Here is a 14,233-nt window from a genome sequence, read left to right on the forward strand (position 1 = left end):
CAAGCAAGCATGAGCGACAGCAGCCTGCGCCTGGTGTGGATCTACCCGGACCTGCTGAGCACGTACGGCGACCAGGGCAATGCCCTGGTCGTGGAGCGCCGGGCCCGTCAGCGCGGCCTCGACGTGCAGCGTGTGGACGTACGCAGCGACCAGCCGATCCCCACCTCGGGCGACATCTATCTGATCGGTGGCGGCGAGGACCGGCCGCAGCGACTCGCCTCCGAGCGGCTGCGCCGTGACGGCGGTCTGAGCCGCGCGGTGTCCAACGGCGCGATCGTCTTCTCGGTCTGCGCCGGATACCAGATCCTCGGCCACGAGTTCGTCAACGACCTCGGCGAGCGCGAGCAGGGCCTCGGGCTGCTCGACGTGGTCAGCACCCGCGGTGAGGGCGAGCGGTGCGTCGGCGACGTCCTCGGCGACATCGACGACCGGCTGAACCTCCCGCAGCTGACCGGCTTCGAGAACCACCAGGGCATCACCCATCTCGGCCCGACGGCGCGGCCGTTCGCCCGGGTGCAGATCGGCAAGGGCAACGGAACGGGCGACGGCACGGAGGGCGCGTACAACGACACCGTCTTCGGTACGTACATGCACGGCCCGGTGCTGGCGCGCAACCCGCTCATCGCGGACCTGCTGCTGAAGCTGGCCCTGGACGTCAACGCGCTGCCGCCCGCCGACGACCGGTGGTACGAGGCGCTGCGCGCCGAGCGCATCGGCGCAGCGACGCAGCCCGCCTGAGCCGGCGCCCGACCCGCCGCCCGACCCACCGGCGGGCCTTTGGTGGGTTCATACAGAATTTGCGGTGTCCAGCAGTCGGACGTCCGGTTCGGTCCCGTCACCCTGCGCGAGTAGGGTGACGGGATCCAACCCGGACGACGTGGTCCGGTCTTCGGCCCACGTTGCAAAGGTCTTATGGGCATGCGAATTGGTGTACTCACTTCCGGCGGCGACTGCCCCGGCCTGAACGCCGTCATCCGGTCGGTCGTGCACCGCGCCGTCGTCGACCACGGTGACGAGGTCATCGGCTTCCACGACGGGTGGAAGGGCCTCCTCGAGTGCGACTACCGCAAGCTCGACCTGGACGCGGTCGGCGGCATCCTGGCCCGCGGCGGAACAATCCTCGGCTCCTCGCGGGTGCAGCCCGCGCAGCTGCGCGGCGGCGTCGAGCAGGCGCGCGGTCATGTCAGGGACCTGGGCCTCGACGCGATCATCCCGATCGGCGGCGAGGGCACGCTGAAGGCGGCGAACCTGCTCGCCGAGGCCGGGCTGCCGATCGTCGGCGTACCCAAGACCATCGACAACGACATCTCGTCGACCGATGTCACCTTCGGTTTCGACACGGCCGTCGGAGTGGCTACCGAGGCCCTGGACCGGCTCAAGACCACCGCCGAGTCGCACCAGCGGGTGCTGATCGTCGAGGTCATGGGGCGGCACACCGGCTGGATCGCACTGCACTCGGGCATGGCGGCCGGAGCGCACGCCATCGTCGTCCCCGAGCGGCCCTTCGACATCGACGAGCTGACCGCGCTGGTCGGCAAGCGCTTCTCGGCGGGCAAGCGGTTCGCGATCGTCGTGGTCGCGGAGGGTGCCAAGCCGCGCGCGGGCTCCATGGAGTTCGACGTCGGCGTCAAGGACGTCTACGGCCACGAGCGCTTCACCGGCGTGGCCACGCAGCTGTCCGTCGAGCTGGAGGAGCGCCTCGGCAAGGAGGCCCGACCGGTCATCCTCGGCCACGTCCAGCGCGGCGGGACACCGACGGCGTACGACCGGGTGCTGGCGACCCGCTTCGGCTGGCACGCGGTGGAGGCGGCGCACCGCGGTGAGTTCGGCATGATGACGGCGCTGCGCGGCACGGACATCACGATGGTTCCGCTGGCCGAGGCCGTGGAAACGCTGAAGACCGTACCGAGCGAGCGGTACGCCGAGGCCGAGTGCGTGCTCTGATCTCGCTGCCCGTTCCACCGACCGCCCCCGGCCGCAACTGTGGCCGGGGGCGGTTCTAGTCTGGAGCGGACAACCGGCACGAAATGGGTAACCCCCTCGGGAGAGACAGATGGATCACAGCGGGCACGGCATGAACGTGGATCTGCCGCCGTTCACGCTGGGACGGGGCCTGGAGTTCTCCCCGGACCCCTTCTTCCTGATCAGCTGTGTGCTGGCGCTGGGTCTCTACGGGTGGGGTGTGGCGCGGCTGCGCCGGCGGGGCGACAGCTGGCCGGCCGGCCGGATGATCTTCTTTGTGATCGGCGTGCTGAGCATCGCGCTGGTGATGTGCACCAAGCTCAATGACTACGGCATGGTCATGTTCAGCGTGCACATGGTGCAGCACATGATCATCAGCATGCTGACCCCGATCCTGCTGCTGCTCGGCGCCCCGGTCACCCTGGCGCTGCGCGCACTGCCGGTGGCGGGACGCGGCAACCGCAAGGGCCCGCGCGAGATCCTGCTGATGCTGCTGCACAGCCGCTACATGAAGATCGTCACGCACCCGGCGTTCACCATCCCGCTGTTCATCGCGAGCCTGTACGGGCTCTACTTCACGCCGCTCTTCGACTTCCTGATGGAGAGCAAGCCGGGGCACCTCGCGATGATGGTGCACTTCCTCGCCGTCGGCCTGGTCTTCTTCTGGCCGATCATGGGCATCGACCCGGGCCCGCACCGCCCCGGCTATGTGATGCGGATGCTGGAGCTGTTCGCCGGGATGCCCTTCCACGCGTTCTTCGGCATCGCCCTGATGATGGCGACCCAGCCCATGATCAGCACGTACGAGAACCCGCCCGCGTCTCTCGGCATCGACGCGCTGACCGACCAGAACGCGGCGGGCGGCATCGCCTGGGCGTTCAGCGAGATCCCGTCCGTGCTGGTCCTGATCGCGCTGGTCTTCCAGTGGTACCGGTCCGAGCAGCGGGTGGCGCGGCGTTCGGACCGCGCCGCCGACCGCGACGGCGACAAGGAGCTGGTGGCGTACAACGCCTACCTGGCCTCGCTGAACGCGCGGGGCAGGTAGCCCTCCAGCGGTTTTCGGACGTGCGCATCCGGTAGGCACAGTAGCGCCGGAGCGTTCCACGGGTGACGATGGGCCTCCACTCCGAAGGAGGGGGCGCGCATGCCCGGTTCCACGAAGTCCATGGGAGTGCTCACTGTCGGGACGCTGGTGGTCATCACGGCGTACACGGCGGCACTCGGCAGCAACGGCTGGCTGTGGTTCGGCTGGGTGGTGCTCGGTCTGGTGACACTCGGGATGGTCGCGTCGCGCAGCAGCTGAAACGTCTCCGCACCGCGCGACGCGGGCGTGCCGCGGGTCAGAAGCGGAAGACCGGGCCGGTGGCCGCGTCCATCACGCAGGCGTTGGTGTAGGTCTTGCGCCAGGCCTTGGGCCTGCTCTGCCCGCGACCCGTGGCGCTCACCGTCACCGGGTCGAGCTCCATGGTGCAGGCGTGCGGTTCGCCCCGCAGCGCGTCGAGGTCGCCGCGCGCCCAGGTGATGGCGTCGCAGGCGGCGCGGGCATGGGGGTGCGGCGGTTCGGCGCCGGGCGGGCAGACGAGGATGACGCTGCGGCTCCAGGTGCGCTCGGCCCCGGAGAGGGCGAGGTACAGACCGCGGGTCGGGGCGGACCCCTCGGCCGGCTGCACCGCGACGGCCGGGGCAGCCGCCGCGAAGGTGAGCAGCGCGGCGGCGAAGAGGGCGGCTCGGGGTGTCATCCGGAACTCCTGGGGGCTCGGCGGCGGGGAGAGCCCAGGCCATCCGGCGCGACAGCGGCCCGCAAGCGGCCACGCCGCACTGTCCCCCGTACGGGCGCACGGCCCGCGTCTCTCCCGCAAGAGCCCCGCGCCTCGTCTAGACCACTGACATGTACGCCACGCGGCGCCACTCCGGGGGCACGGTGAGAGCGCTCTCAAGGACGTTCTCGGAGCAGCGTCACCGGCAGGTGCATGCACGGCATGCATGAGGGAGAGACATGCATGAAGCACACACGTTCACCGGCGCAGGCGGCCAGGAGGGCCCGGCGGACCCGCCGGCTCACCACCGTCTCGGCGGCCACCATGGCCTTCGCCCTGGGAACGTCCCAGGCTGTCGCCGCACCGATAACCGAACAGTGGACGGGCCCCTCGCCGTACTTCTCGAAGACCTCGGCCCCCGGTGGCCCCGCCGATATCGTCAACGATTCCGGAGCCACCGACGGCAAGGCGCTGCGGCTGCTTCTCAACGCCCGGCCCGGTGTGGGCCCGGGCAGCTCGGTGGAGATCGCCAGCAACCGGCCGGGTCCTCTGCAACTGCTACGCCACGCAGCTCGGCGGCCCCTGCTCCCCCGGGCAGCCCAGCGAGCGTCACCCCGGTGCCCGGGTTCAACTCCTCCACCCAGTACCGCACCTTCATGTTCGACTGGCAGCCCGGGTCGGTGACCTTCTGGAGCTACGACGACAACGGCAACAAGAACGTCCTGTGGGACTACCGCGGACCGGCCGACCGGATCCCCAAGAAGCCCTCGGCATTCATGCGGAACGTCTGGCACACCAACGCCTGGGACCCGCCGGACGGCCCCGCGCGCAACCAGCCGCAGGCGGCCGTGCCGGCCTTCGTGGACTCGACCACGCTGCCCCGCTGAGCCGTCGGCCCCCCTTCCCCTCAGACGTCCCGGCCCCCGACTCTCCTCGGGGGGCCGGGACACCACCAGCGGCGGGTGCACCGGATGTCGACAGGTCGACCGGGCCGGCGCGGCCACTCGGCCCGGCGCCCCTCCCCCGCCGCGAGGCGCGTCAACGGCGCCGTGGGACTAGCCGGTGATGATCGCCGGGTCGCTCACACCGGGCTCACCCGTCTCCACGTGCCCGGCGAACCGGCGCAGGAACGAGGCGTCCTTGTCGGACACCACGGACAGGTCGTACCAGCGCCTGCTCCCCCGCAGGTCCACCGGGTGCACCACCTTGCCGCCCGCCCGCACCGCGAATGTCTCCTTCTTCCCGCCGTACGCGTTCGTGAGCGTGAGGTGGATGTCGGCGCCCGTCGCATTCGTCAGCGTCAGCACAATGCGGCCACTGGCGGCGTCGTGGCGGGCGCTCACCTCCGGACCGGCCGTGGTGCCGGGGCCCTTGAACGTGCGCAGGAAGCCGTTCGGGCCGTACACGGAGAGGTCGTACGCACCCTTGGAGTACTTCGAGTCCCAGGTGTCGGAGAGCTTCTTGCCGGCCCCCGTGGTGTAGGTCCAGGGCCCGTCCGTGCGGTTCGCCGACCTGACGGAGAAACACGCCCCGGCCTGCCCGCCCGCGCTGAACGTCAGGGTGAACTTGCCCGTGGACGGCGACGCCGAGCCGTCCACCAGGGGCGCGTACGGCAGCGGCCTGGCCGGCCTCGCCCCCTTCTCCTGTTTGGGCAGGACGGGGCTGGCGGGCGGCCTGGGCACGTAGCTGTCGTGCCGCTCCTTGTCCGGCGGGGTGTATCCGTCGGTGTCCGGGAGCGCGGCGGGGGCGTTGTCCTGGAAGCCGAAGTCGAAGGCCGAGGTGAGGTCTCCGCAGATCGCGCGACGCCAGGGCGAGATGTTGGGCTCGCCGACGCCGAAGCGGCTTTCCATGAACCGGATGATGGAGGTGTGGTCGAAGACCTCCGAGCAGACGAAGCCGCCGGTGCTCCAGGGGGACACGACAAGCATGGGCACGCGCTGACCGAGGCCGTAGGGGCCGGCCGCATAGCTGGCGTTGCCGGCGAAGTTGTCCAGCGTGGTGTCCACGGTGGACAGGCCCTGGGCGGCGGAGGCCGGCGGGTGGGGCGGCGGGACGTGGTCGAAGTAGCCGTCGTTCTCGTCGTAGGTGATGAACAGGGCCGTCTTGGCCCACACCTCCGGGTTGGAGGTGAGCGCGTCCAACACCTGCGAGATGTACCAGGCACCGTAGTTCGACGGGAAGTTGGGGTGCTCGGTGAAGGCCTCCGGGGCGGCGATCCAGGAGATCTGCGGGAGCTTGTCGGCGGCGACATCGGCCTTGAGGAGGTCGAAGAAACCTCCGCCCTTCTTGACGTCCGTGCCGGTGCGGGCCTTGTCGTAGAGCGGGTTTCCGGGCTTGGCGTTGCGGTACTTGTTGAAGTACAGCAGCGAGTTGTCGCCGTAGTTGCCGCGGTACGCGTCCTCGCCCCAGCCCCAATTGCCCGCGGCGTTCAGACCGTCGCCTATGTCCTGGTAGACCTTCCAGGAGACCTCGGCCTGCTCCAGCCGCTCCGGGTACGTCGTCCAGTCGTAGCCGAGCTCGTCGTTGCCGAGGACCGGGCCGCCGTTCTTGCCGTCATTGCCGGTGTGGCCCGAGAACATGTAGTAGCGGTTGGGGTCAGTGGCTCCCATGAACGAGCTGTGATAGGCGTCGCAGACGGTGAACGCGTCGGCCAGCGCGTAGTGGAACGGGATGTCCTCGCGGGTCAGGTACGCCATCGTGCCCGGCGACTTCGCGGGGATCCAGTTGTCGTACTTGCCCCGGTTCCACGCCTTGTGGCCGCCCGCCCAGTCGTGGTTGAGACCCGCGATGAACTGCATCCCGAGGTTGTCGGCGCCCGGGTGGTAGGGCAGTACGTCCTTCACGCCGTCCGACTGGTACCAGACGGGCTTGCCGCTGGGCAGCTGAACCGGGCGCGGGTCGCCGAACCCGCGGACGCCCTTCAGCGCGCCGAAGTAGTGGTCGAAGGACCGGTTCTCCTGCATCAGGACGACGATGTGCTCGACATCGTCGATGGTGCCCGAGCGGCGGTTGGCCGGGATGGCCGCGGCCCGGCCGATGCTGCCGGCCAGGGCGGCGGCCCCGGCCGACGCGCCGGCGATCTGGAGGAAGCGGCGGCGATTGATTTCAGGCATGAGTGCGGGGACCTCTTGGGGTGGGGGGAAACGTGAGCATGCCGAGTGTCCAAGAGGGGCAATCGAAAAGGAAGGGCGGGGTGGGATGCGTTGCGTACCTGCGGCGCTCCTCCCCCGCCCGCCCCTCCCGAAACCCGATCTCCGATCCGGACCCCGGCTCCCGGTCTCGGGAGGGGCCGGTAGGGGACGGGCCCGCCACGGGCGCCCCCGCCCTCAGCACGGCTGGCGCCACGCCCCAAGGTTCAGCTTCTTGCGCATCGAGCTGAGGCCCAGCTTCCTGGAGCGTTCGCAGAAATCACCGACCGGCACCGCGTACTCCACGTGCAGCACCGCCTTGCCCGCCTTCACGAAGGGGGCGAGCGCCGCGCAGTCGTCGTACTGCGCACACTCCTCGTTCACCGCGAAGTCGAAGTCCCCCACCAGCTGCGGGATCTGCGGCAGGTCGTTCTTCAGGCCGACGGACATGCCGCGCGAGCGGACGAGAGAGGACAGCATGCGGTTGTACGCGAGCTGGTGGGCGGCCGTCAGCGGGAAGCCGGTGTCGTTGAGGTAGGCGTCCATCAGGTCGGGCTCCACCGCGTCGAACCCCCGCTCACGGCACATGTCGAAGCGCTTGGCCATCAGCGGGCGCAGGACGTCCAACTGCCGGATGTCGAGCCACCGTTCACCGGCCCAGCCATTGCTGCGCCCCCGGAGGGCAGCCGGGAAGTCCCGGTGGTCGGGGCGGAAGGACTCCCAGGCACCCGCGTTGATGTAGCAGATCACCTTGCGGCCGTCCCCGTGCAGGCGGTCGACGGCGGCGGCGTCGTTCTCGAATCCGTCGATGTCGTAGACGGGGACATCGACCCGGCGGTCGACGCGGCCGTCGAGCTGCCACTGCCAGGCCGTGCCCACCGAAGGGCGCCACACCCGGTGATGGGGCGGCGCGGGTGCGGGGCGGGGCGCGGGCGTCGAGCAGGCGGCGAGCAGGGCGAGGCAGCTGAGCAGGACCAGCGGGTACAGGGCGTGCGGGCGGGTCATGGAACCTTCCGGTGCAGGGCGGGCGGCAGGAGCGACCAGGGGTTGGGGCCGTGGCCCGGGACCGCGCAGTGCACGGCGGCGCGGCGCAGTGCCGCCGTGCGGGCGGCGAGACCGCACAGGCCGGGCGGTACGCCGTGGATCAGATGGCAGAAGCGCTCCGGCGGGTGGGAGGCGGTCCAGGAGGGCGCTGCGGGCGCGGCGGAGTACGCGGTCCAGTCGCCTTCGAAGGTGACGAGCAGGTCGACGAACGCCGCGTAGCCGGGTGCCGGATAGGTCCCCGGGTTGAGGACGACGGTTCGGCCGCCGCGGGAGCGCGCGGCCCGGGTGATGCGCCGGTAGCGGCGTACCGCGGCCGGTTCGGACGCGGCCTGGTCCAGGAAGAAGCCGTCGGTGGCGTACCAGTCGCGGTAGCGGTCGAAGTCGGCGGTGATGGACCGCAGCGACCGGTGGCCATAGTCGGTGTCGGCGTATCCGAGGAGACGCACCCCCGCCGCCCGCAGAGCGCGGGCGGCGGCGGTGAACGACGGCTCGGGCGCGGTGCCCGGACCGTCCGCGATGTTGAGCACCACGCCATACAGCAGCGGCGCGGAGTCGACGAGCGTCCACCAGGCCTCGGGGTCGACGGCGGGGTGGACGTACATGGGGACGAGGAGCCTGGTCGGCGGCCCCGGGAGTGCTTGCGGCCCTGGGGCCGTTTGCGGCGGCGCGCTCACCGGGCTGCCGGGACAGCGACCGGGGGCAGCGACTGCCACAGGTCGGTCAGTGACTGTGCGAGCGTGCGCCTCGGCTGCCAGCCCAGTGCGGACCGGGCGGCCGTGATGTCCGCGCACTGCCAGGAGACGGCGGACGAGCGGGCCGATCCCTGGCTGGTCTCCTCGATGCTGCCGTCGAACCCGGCGGCCCCGACCAGCCCGTCGGCGAGGTCACGGGCCACGGTGGCGTGTCCGCTGCCGATGTTGAGTACCGGCGGCAGCGGTCCGGGAGCGGTCGCCGCGAGGGCCGCCGCGTGCGCCACGTCCCGTACGTCGACGAAGTCCCGGTACGCCGAGAGGTCGCCGACCCGCACGGTCCCCGACGGGCCGGCCAGGCGCAGCTCACCGGCGAGCCGTCCGGGCAGTCCGGCGGCGGGCGCCCCGGGGCCCACCGGGTTGAAGACGCGCAGCACCACCGCGTCGAGACCGGCGGCGGTGACAGCCGTGGTGCCGGCGAGTTTGGTGGCGCCGTACGGGCCCTGTGGGCGGGTCGCGGCGTCCTCCGCGACGGTTTCGCCGGGTGGGGTCGGCCCGTACTCGGCGGCCGAACCGAGGTGGACGAGGCGGGCGGTGGGCGCCACCCTGCGAAGCGCTTCGCACAGCGCGGCGGGCCCGCGGGCGTTGACGTCGGTGAGCCGGACGGAGCTGCCGGTCACCAGGCCCGCGCAGTTGACGACGACGGCGGGTGCGACGACATGCAGCGCGTCCGCGAGGACGTCGGGGTCGGCGGTCAGATCGAGCGGCACATCGGCGGCCGGGGACCGGCCACCGACGAGCAGCCGCACGCCCGGCAGGGCGCGCAAGTGCTCGGCGATGTGCCCGCCCAGGAATCCGGTGGAGCCCAGGACGAGAATGCGCATGACCCGCTCACGCCCCCTTGAGCAGCAGGCCGCGGTGGGTGGTGAACTCCGCGTTGGCCCGGTCGTAGTCGTCCGGTCGCCCTATGTCGAGCCAGTAGCCGTCGAACTCGTAGGCGTGCGGCGGCGTTTCGGCGGCGAGCAGGTCCAGGACCAGCTCGTCGAAGCCGAGCGGCAGCCCCGGGGTGTAGTGGGCGAGCGTGTCGCGGGTGAGTCCGTACACACCCATGGAGACGCGGTAGTCGATGCTCGGCTTCTCCTTGAAGCCCACGACCTTGCCGGACTCGGTCGTCAGGACGCCGAAGTCGATGGACACCTTGCGGGCGTACGTGGAGACGGTCAACGGGGCTTCGGACGCTTGGTGTTGCTTGAGTACGTCCCCGTAGTCGAGGTCGGTCAGGATGTCGCCGTTCATCACCAGGAAGTTGTCGGGCAGCCGGTCCATCATGGTGAGGAGCGGGCCCATGGTGCCGAGCGGGCTGTCCTCGGTGGAGTAGCCGACGCGCAGCCCCCACTGGGAGCCGTTGCCGACGTAGGCGCGGATGATGTGGCCGAGGTGGCCGATGGCGATCGTGCAGGTGGTGAAGCCGCACGAGGCGAGCTGGCGGAGCACGATCTCCAGGATGGCGTGCTGGTCGCCGATGGGTACGAGCGGCTTGGGCAGCGCGGTCGTGTACGGCCGCAGCCGGACGCCCTTGCCACCGGCGAGGATCACTGCATGCATCGAAGTCCCCTGTACGTCGTGTGCGGGTGAGCCTTGTGCCGGAATTTCGTGTCTGCGTACGTCGTGGGCGCCGGCCGGGTCAGATGTTGTAGATGCCGGTCTTGTAGCGCGACAGGTTCGCCGGGTCGCGGAAGAACTCGATGGTGTGCGTCAGCCCCTGCTCCAGATTGAGTTCGGGCTGCCAGCCGGTGGCGGCGCGCAGCCGGGACGCGTCGGCGACCAGGCGCATCACCTCGGATGCCGCGGGCCTGATGCGCTGTTCGTCCTCGCGCACGTCGAGGTCGGTGTCCATCAGCTTGCCGATGAGATGGGTGAGGTCCCCCACCGAGATCTCGCCGCCGGTACCGGCGTTGAAGGTGCGTCCCACGACGGCGGCGGCGGGCGCGGTGCCGGCCGCGAGGAAGGCGCGGGCGGTGTCCTTGACGTACAGGAAGTCGCGGGTGGGCCGCAGGTCCCCGAGGGTGATGGTCCGCTCCCCCGCCGCGACCTGGCCGATGACGGTCGGGATGACCGCCCTCATCGACTGGCGCGGGCCGAAGGTGTTGAAGGGGCGCAGGGTGACGACCGGGGTGGCGAAGCTCGCGTGGTAGCTGTCGGCCAGCCGGTCACCGCCCGCCTTCGAGGCGGCGTACGGGGACTGCGTGTTGATGGGGTGGTCCTCGGTGATCGGCACGGTCTGCGCGGTGCCGTACGTCTCGCTGGTCGAGGTGTGCACCAGGCGGGGCGTCTCGTGTCTGCGCACGGCTTCGAGGACGTTGAGGGTGCCCGTGACGTTGGTGTCCACGTAGCTGTGCGGGGCCTGGTAGGAGTACGGGATCGCGATGAGGGCGGCGAGGTGGTAGACGGCCTCGGCGCCTTCGACCAGCTGGTTGACCGAACCGGGGTCGCGGACGTCGCCGAGGACTATCTCGACCTGGTCCAGGGTCTGGGCGGAGAGGGTCTCCAGCCAGCCGTAGGACGAGAACGAGTTGTACTGGGCCATCGCGCGGACCCGGAAGCCGGCGGCGACCAGGGTCTCGGTGAGGTGGGAGCCGATGAAGCCCTCGGCGCCGGTGACGGCGACGAGCGGGGACGCGGGTGCGGATGCGGTCACGGGGTGCTCCTCCGAATACGGATGCGGGGATCAGCGGTGCGCTGTGGGCCGGCCGAGAAAGCGACAGGCAAGGACGAGAAGGGCAACGGCCGCGATGAAGCGACAGAGCAGTTGGGCGGGGCCGGTGGGCAGCCCGGTGGCCGCGGCGGCGGCTTCGCCCGCCGCCGCCGTGAGACACACGGCCGCGGGCGGCCAGGCCACCCCGAACGCCTGCAGCAGCAGGGCGGTCCAGAGCACGGCCCCGAGACCGAGCAGTGCGGCCGGTGCGGTTCCGGCGAGCACGGCTCCGACGGCGAGCAGCGCAAGGTAGGCGCCCAGGCACAGTCCGAGGGCGCGGGCGGCGCGCAGGGTGAAGCCGCGCGGTTCGGTGCTGGCGCGCAGGGCCGCCACCGCGAGGCCGCGGTAGCGGTAGAGCAGCCATTCGGCGAAGCCCATGCTCAGGGTGAGGAGCAGCACGGCGTGCGGGTCGTCGGCGCCGGTGAGCACCGCCAGCACCCCGGCCGCCAGGCCGAACAGCCCATACGGCAAGGAGCGCCGCAGGCCGGGCGCCGGGGCGGTGGGGGCCGGGCCCGAGAGCAGACCGGCCCGTATGCCGTGGCCGGCCGCCAGCACGGTCAGCGCCATGGTGGCGAACAGCAGGACCAGGACCACCGCGGTCGGCGGCTGCCACACCAGGGTGGCGACCGCGCCCGCGGTGATGGGCAGCAGCGCGAGCAGCAGGGCCCGTTCGCGGCCGAGGACCAGGAGTACGGTCGCCGCGCCGAGGTAGCAGGACTGTCCGGCGGCGAAGACCGCTGCCGGGCCCGGCCCGGCGATGAGCAGCGCGACCACACTGGCGAGCAGGGCCCCGACCGGGGCGCCGAGCCGCAGGGCGCGGGCCGCGGCGGACGCTCCTCCGGTGCCGAGGCGCAGGAAGGCGCGGTGGCTGAGTGCCTGGTTCCAGGCCCAGGCCGCGAGACCGGCGGCGATGAGCCCGTTGGCGGCGGCCGGTCCGGCCCACAGGCCGGCGCCGAGCACGTAGGCGAGGCCGGGGAGCGCGAAGACGATTCCGCGGAGTGCGCAGCGCAGGTGGTCGGGGCGCCAGGGGTCGGCGGTGGGCGGTGGTTCGGGGTAGTGCCTGGGGACCCGGGCGTACAGGTCCTCGGCGAGTGTGAACAGGTCGGGTCGTGCGTAGCGGGCGCTGATCTGATCACCCGTCATGCCGTCGGACTCCAGGAGCGCGGCGACCTCGTACGGGTGGACGGCCGCGGCGACGGGCTCGATCAGGCGGTCGGCGAGCTCGTCGATGGGGTCTTCGGCCCAGCTGGGCCGGCCCCTGGTCCCGGACCGGGGACGGGGCAGGGCGGGCAGGCTTCCGCCCTCCCCCGGCACCAGGCGCAGTGGGCCGCTCATCCGATGGCTTCCGCGTGCCGGTCCTCGCGCCATGCGGTGGCGCCGGTGTCGACGGCGGTGTCCTCGGTGCCCCGCGCGAGTTCGGTGTAGATCGCGCGGAAGGTGTCGATGGTCTGGCGGAGGGTGAACTGTTCGATGACGCGCAGCCGCGCGGCCTCTCCCATGGCGGACCGGCGCACCGGGTCGCGGAGCAATTCCAGGGCCGCGCGGGCCATGGCCTGGGGCTCGCGGGGCGGCACCACGAGACCGGTCTCGCCGACTGCCTCGCGCACTCCGCCGACGTCCGTGGAGACGGTGGCGCGTCCGCAGGACATGGCTTCTATCAGAGTGAAGGGGAAGCCTTCGCTGATGCTGGAGAGCATCACGACGTTGCCTGCAGCGTAGGCGTCGCGGATGTCCTCCACACGCCCTTCGAAGGCGACGGCGTCCGCGTGCCCGAGCTCCGCGGCGAGCGCCTCGCAGCGCTCCCGGTAGGACTCGCCGCCGCGCGGTGTGCCGCCGAAGAGCCGCAGTCGGGCGTCCGGTATCTCGGCCCTGACCAGGGCGAAGGCCCTGATGAGGGTCTCCAGGTCCTTGATCGGGTCGACGCGGCCCGCCCAGCTGAGGGTGGGGACGTCCGGTTCGGGCCCGGCGGCCGGGAAGGCCGCAGGGTCGACGCCGTTGTAGACGGTACGTATCAAGTGCGGTGCCGCGCCGCCCTGTTCCTCCCAGAGCCGGTTGTAGCGGTTGCCCGGGGTGATCAGGGCCGCGGTGCGGTACGTCTCCTCGGCCAGCAGCCGGAAGAAGCCGAGCAGCAGTGCCTTGACCGGCCACCGGTAGGGGCCGGTGCGGTAGCCGAGGTAGCGCTCCCGCAGATAGACGCCGTGCTCCGTGAGCAACAGCGGTACGCCGTGCAGCTGTTGCCCGATGAGACCGGGCAGCACCGCGAGGCCGCCGCTGACCGCGTGCGACACCCCGCGCTCGGGCGGCGTGGCGGCGAGCGGGCGCAGGGCGTGCTCCAGCAGATCGGTGGCGGTCAGGGCGTCGTGCAGGGACGGCCTGGCGGCGTGCACCGCCAGGTCCGGGCGGTTCCAGACGGCCGCCAGGACGCGGACGGCCTGGTCGGTACGCAGGGCGGGCGCGAGCACGCCGTCCCTGGCCGCGTGGGCCAGTTGATGCAGTGCGGGCCCGAACTGGTCCTCCGCCGCGGGGTCCAGGAGTGCGGTGAGGAAACGCTCGTACGCGGCCATCACTTGCCGCTTGCGCCGGCCGCGCGGCCGGGCGCCGACCGGGTCGGGTCCCCACATGGGGACGGTGACGGGTGGTGCGACATGGCCGGGCAGCTCCCAGGCGAGCGGCTCCTGTCCGGTTCCGGTCACCGCTATGACGCGGAAGTCGAAGTCGGGCATGCCGTTGACGAGTTGGTCGCACCACACGCTCACGCCGCCGTGGCTGTGCGGATAGGTGCCTTCGGTGAGGAGAGTGACCCGGGCCGCGCCGGATGAGAGCGGGCGGAGTAGATCGGGCATGACGAGCTGATCCCCCGGGAGATGCGTGCGGTGACAGGGATGCGGGTGGCGCGTG

The 14,233-nt window shown here is 71.5% G+C and carries 14 protein-coding genes; 5 read left to right on the forward strand and 9 right to left on the reverse strand.

Going from position 1 to position 14,233, the window contains the following annotated elements; translation table 11 throughout:
* Positions 1–9 precede the first annotated feature (9 nt).
* The 4 genes from ACLLJJ_RS03545 (at position 10) to ACLLJJ_RS03560 (ending at position 3,265) form a co-directional block, all read left to right on the forward strand.
* Positions 10–738 carry a type 1 glutamine amidotransferase gene (locus tag ACLLJJ_RS03545; RefSeq protein WP_283519534.1) on the forward strand — a complete coding sequence of 243 codons (729 nt, stop codon included), beginning with the start codon at positions 10–12 and terminating at the stop codon, positions 736–738.
* A gap of 180 nt (positions 739–918) precedes the next feature.
* Positions 919–1,944 carry a 6-phosphofructokinase gene (locus tag ACLLJJ_RS03550; RefSeq protein ID WP_434587788.1) on the forward strand — a complete coding sequence of 342 codons (1,026 nt, stop codon included), beginning with the start codon at positions 919–921 and terminating at the stop codon, positions 1,942–1,944.
* A 109-nt stretch (positions 1,945–2,053) separates the two neighbouring features.
* Positions 2,054–3,007 (forward strand): cytochrome c oxidase assembly protein, encoded by a 954-nt coding sequence (locus ACLLJJ_RS03555; protein ID WP_434587789.1) that lies wholly within the window; start codon positions 2,054–2,056, stop codon positions 3,005–3,007.
* 99 nt (positions 3,008–3,106) lie between these two features.
* Positions 3,107–3,265, forward strand: a complete 159-nt coding sequence (locus ACLLJJ_RS03560) for a hypothetical protein (RefSeq protein ID WP_434587790.1) — start codon at positions 3,107–3,109, stop codon at positions 3,263–3,265.
* Between the two features lie 37 nt (positions 3,266–3,302).
* Here ACLLJJ_RS03560 and ACLLJJ_RS03565 read toward each other — a convergent pair whose 3' ends face one another.
* Positions 3,303–3,701 (reverse strand): SSI family serine proteinase inhibitor, encoded by a 399-nt coding sequence (locus tag ACLLJJ_RS03565; RefSeq protein WP_434587791.1) that lies wholly within the window; start codon positions 3,699–3,701, stop codon positions 3,303–3,305.
* Between the two features lie 635 nt (positions 3,702–4,336).
* Here ACLLJJ_RS03565 and ACLLJJ_RS03570 point away from each other — a divergent pair.
* Positions 4,337–4,606: a hypothetical protein gene (locus ACLLJJ_RS03570; RefSeq protein ID WP_434587792.1), complete on the forward strand. Its 270-nt coding sequence runs from the start codon at positions 4,337–4,339 to the stop codon at positions 4,604–4,606.
* A 168-nt stretch (positions 4,607–4,774) separates the two neighbouring features.
* Here the strand turns inward: ACLLJJ_RS03570 and ACLLJJ_RS03575 are convergent, their stop codons facing one another.
* The 8 genes from ACLLJJ_RS03575 to pelF form a co-directional block, all read right to left on the reverse strand.
* Positions 4,775–6,832 carry a phosphocholine-specific phospholipase C gene (locus tag ACLLJJ_RS03575; protein WP_434587793.1) on the reverse strand — a complete coding sequence of 686 codons (2,058 nt, stop codon included), beginning with the start codon at positions 6,830–6,832 and terminating at the stop codon, positions 4,775–4,777.
* A 213-nt stretch (positions 6,833–7,045) separates the two neighbouring features.
* Entirely contained in the window at positions 7,046–7,852 is an 807-nt protein-coding gene (locus ACLLJJ_RS03580) for an endo alpha-1,4 polygalactosaminidase (protein WP_434587794.1), read from the reverse strand.
* Entirely contained in the window at positions 7,849–8,493 is a 645-nt protein-coding gene (locus ACLLJJ_RS03585; RefSeq protein WP_434587795.1) for a spherulation-specific family 4 protein, read from the reverse strand. The genes ACLLJJ_RS03580 and ACLLJJ_RS03585 overlap by 4 nt, the downstream gene beginning before the upstream one ends.
* 68 nt (positions 8,494–8,561) lie before the next feature.
* Positions 8,562–9,464, reverse strand: a complete 903-nt coding sequence (locus ACLLJJ_RS03590) for an NAD-dependent epimerase/dehydratase family protein (protein ID WP_434587796.1) — start codon at positions 9,462–9,464, stop codon at positions 8,562–8,564.
* Positions 9,465–9,471: 7 nt separating this feature from the next.
* On the reverse strand, positions 9,472–10,185 hold the full coding sequence (locus ACLLJJ_RS03595; protein WP_434587797.1) for a nucleotidyltransferase family protein: 714 nt from the start codon (positions 10,183–10,185) through the stop codon (positions 9,472–9,474).
* 79 nt (positions 10,186–10,264) lie between these two features.
* Entirely contained in the window at positions 10,265–11,278 is a 1,014-nt protein-coding gene (locus tag ACLLJJ_RS03600; RefSeq protein WP_434587798.1) for an SDR family NAD(P)-dependent oxidoreductase, read from the reverse strand.
* A 30-nt stretch (positions 11,279–11,308) separates the two neighbouring features.
* Positions 11,309–12,670, reverse strand: coding sequence for a hypothetical protein (locus ACLLJJ_RS03605; RefSeq protein WP_434587799.1), 1,362 nt, complete (start codon positions 12,668–12,670; stop codon positions 11,309–11,311).
* The gene (gene pelF, locus ACLLJJ_RS03610; RefSeq protein ID WP_434587800.1) at positions 12,667–14,178 is read right to left on the reverse strand and encodes a GT4 family glycosyltransferase PelF; all 1,512 of its coding nucleotides are present in this window, start codon (positions 14,176–14,178) and stop codon (positions 12,667–12,669) included. Before pelF ends, ACLLJJ_RS03605 begins: the two co-directional genes overlap by 4 nt.
* Positions 14,179–14,233 lie beyond the last annotated feature (55 nt).

The sequence above is a fragment of the Streptomyces sp. A5-4 genome, assembly GCF_051131715.1.
Lineage (GTDB): Bacteria > Actinomycetota > Actinomycetes > Streptomycetales > Streptomycetaceae > Streptomyces.

Coding starts and splice junctions, on each gene's coding strand:
- ACLLJJ_RS03545 (WP_283519534.1), top strand. CDS start 10: ATGAGCGACAGCAGCCTGCGCCTGGTGTGGATCTACCCGGACCTGCTG.
- ACLLJJ_RS03550 (WP_434587788.1), top strand. CDS start 919: ATGCGAATTGGTGTACTCACTTCCGGCGGCGACTGCCCCGGCCTGAAC.
- ACLLJJ_RS03555 (WP_434587789.1), top strand. CDS start 2,054: ATGGATCACAGCGGGCACGGCATGAACGTGGATCTGCCGCCGTTCACG.
- ACLLJJ_RS03560 (WP_434587790.1), top strand. CDS start 3,107: ATGCCCGGTTCCACGAAGTCCATGGGAGTGCTCACTGTCGGGACGCTG.
- ACLLJJ_RS03565 (WP_434587791.1), bottom strand. CDS start 3,701: ATGACACCCCGAGCCGCCCTCTTCGCCGCCGCGCTGCTCACCTTCGCG.
- ACLLJJ_RS03575 (WP_434587793.1), bottom strand. CDS start 6,832: ATGCCTGAAATCAATCGCCGCCGCTTCCTCCAGATCGCCGGCGCGTCG.
- ACLLJJ_RS03580 (WP_434587794.1), bottom strand. CDS start 7,852: ATGACCCGCCCGCACGCCCTGTACCCGCTGGTCCTGCTCAGCTGCCTC.
- ACLLJJ_RS03585 (WP_434587795.1), bottom strand. CDS start 8,493: ATGTACGTCCACCCCGCCGTCGACCCCGAGGCCTGGTGGACGCTCGTC.
- ACLLJJ_RS03590 (WP_434587796.1), bottom strand. CDS start 9,464: ATGCGCATTCTCGTCCTGGGCTCCACCGGATTCCTGGGCGGGCACATC.
- ACLLJJ_RS03595 (WP_434587797.1), bottom strand. CDS start 10,185: ATGCATGCAGTGATCCTCGCCGGTGGCAAGGGCGTCCGGCTGCGGCCG.
- ACLLJJ_RS03605 (WP_434587799.1), bottom strand. CDS start 12,670: ATGAGCGGCCCACTGCGCCTGGTGCCGGGGGAGGGCGGAAGCCTGCCC.
- pelF (WP_434587800.1), bottom strand. CDS start 14,178: ATGCCCGATCTACTCCGCCCGCTCTCATCCGGCGCGGCCCGGGTCACT.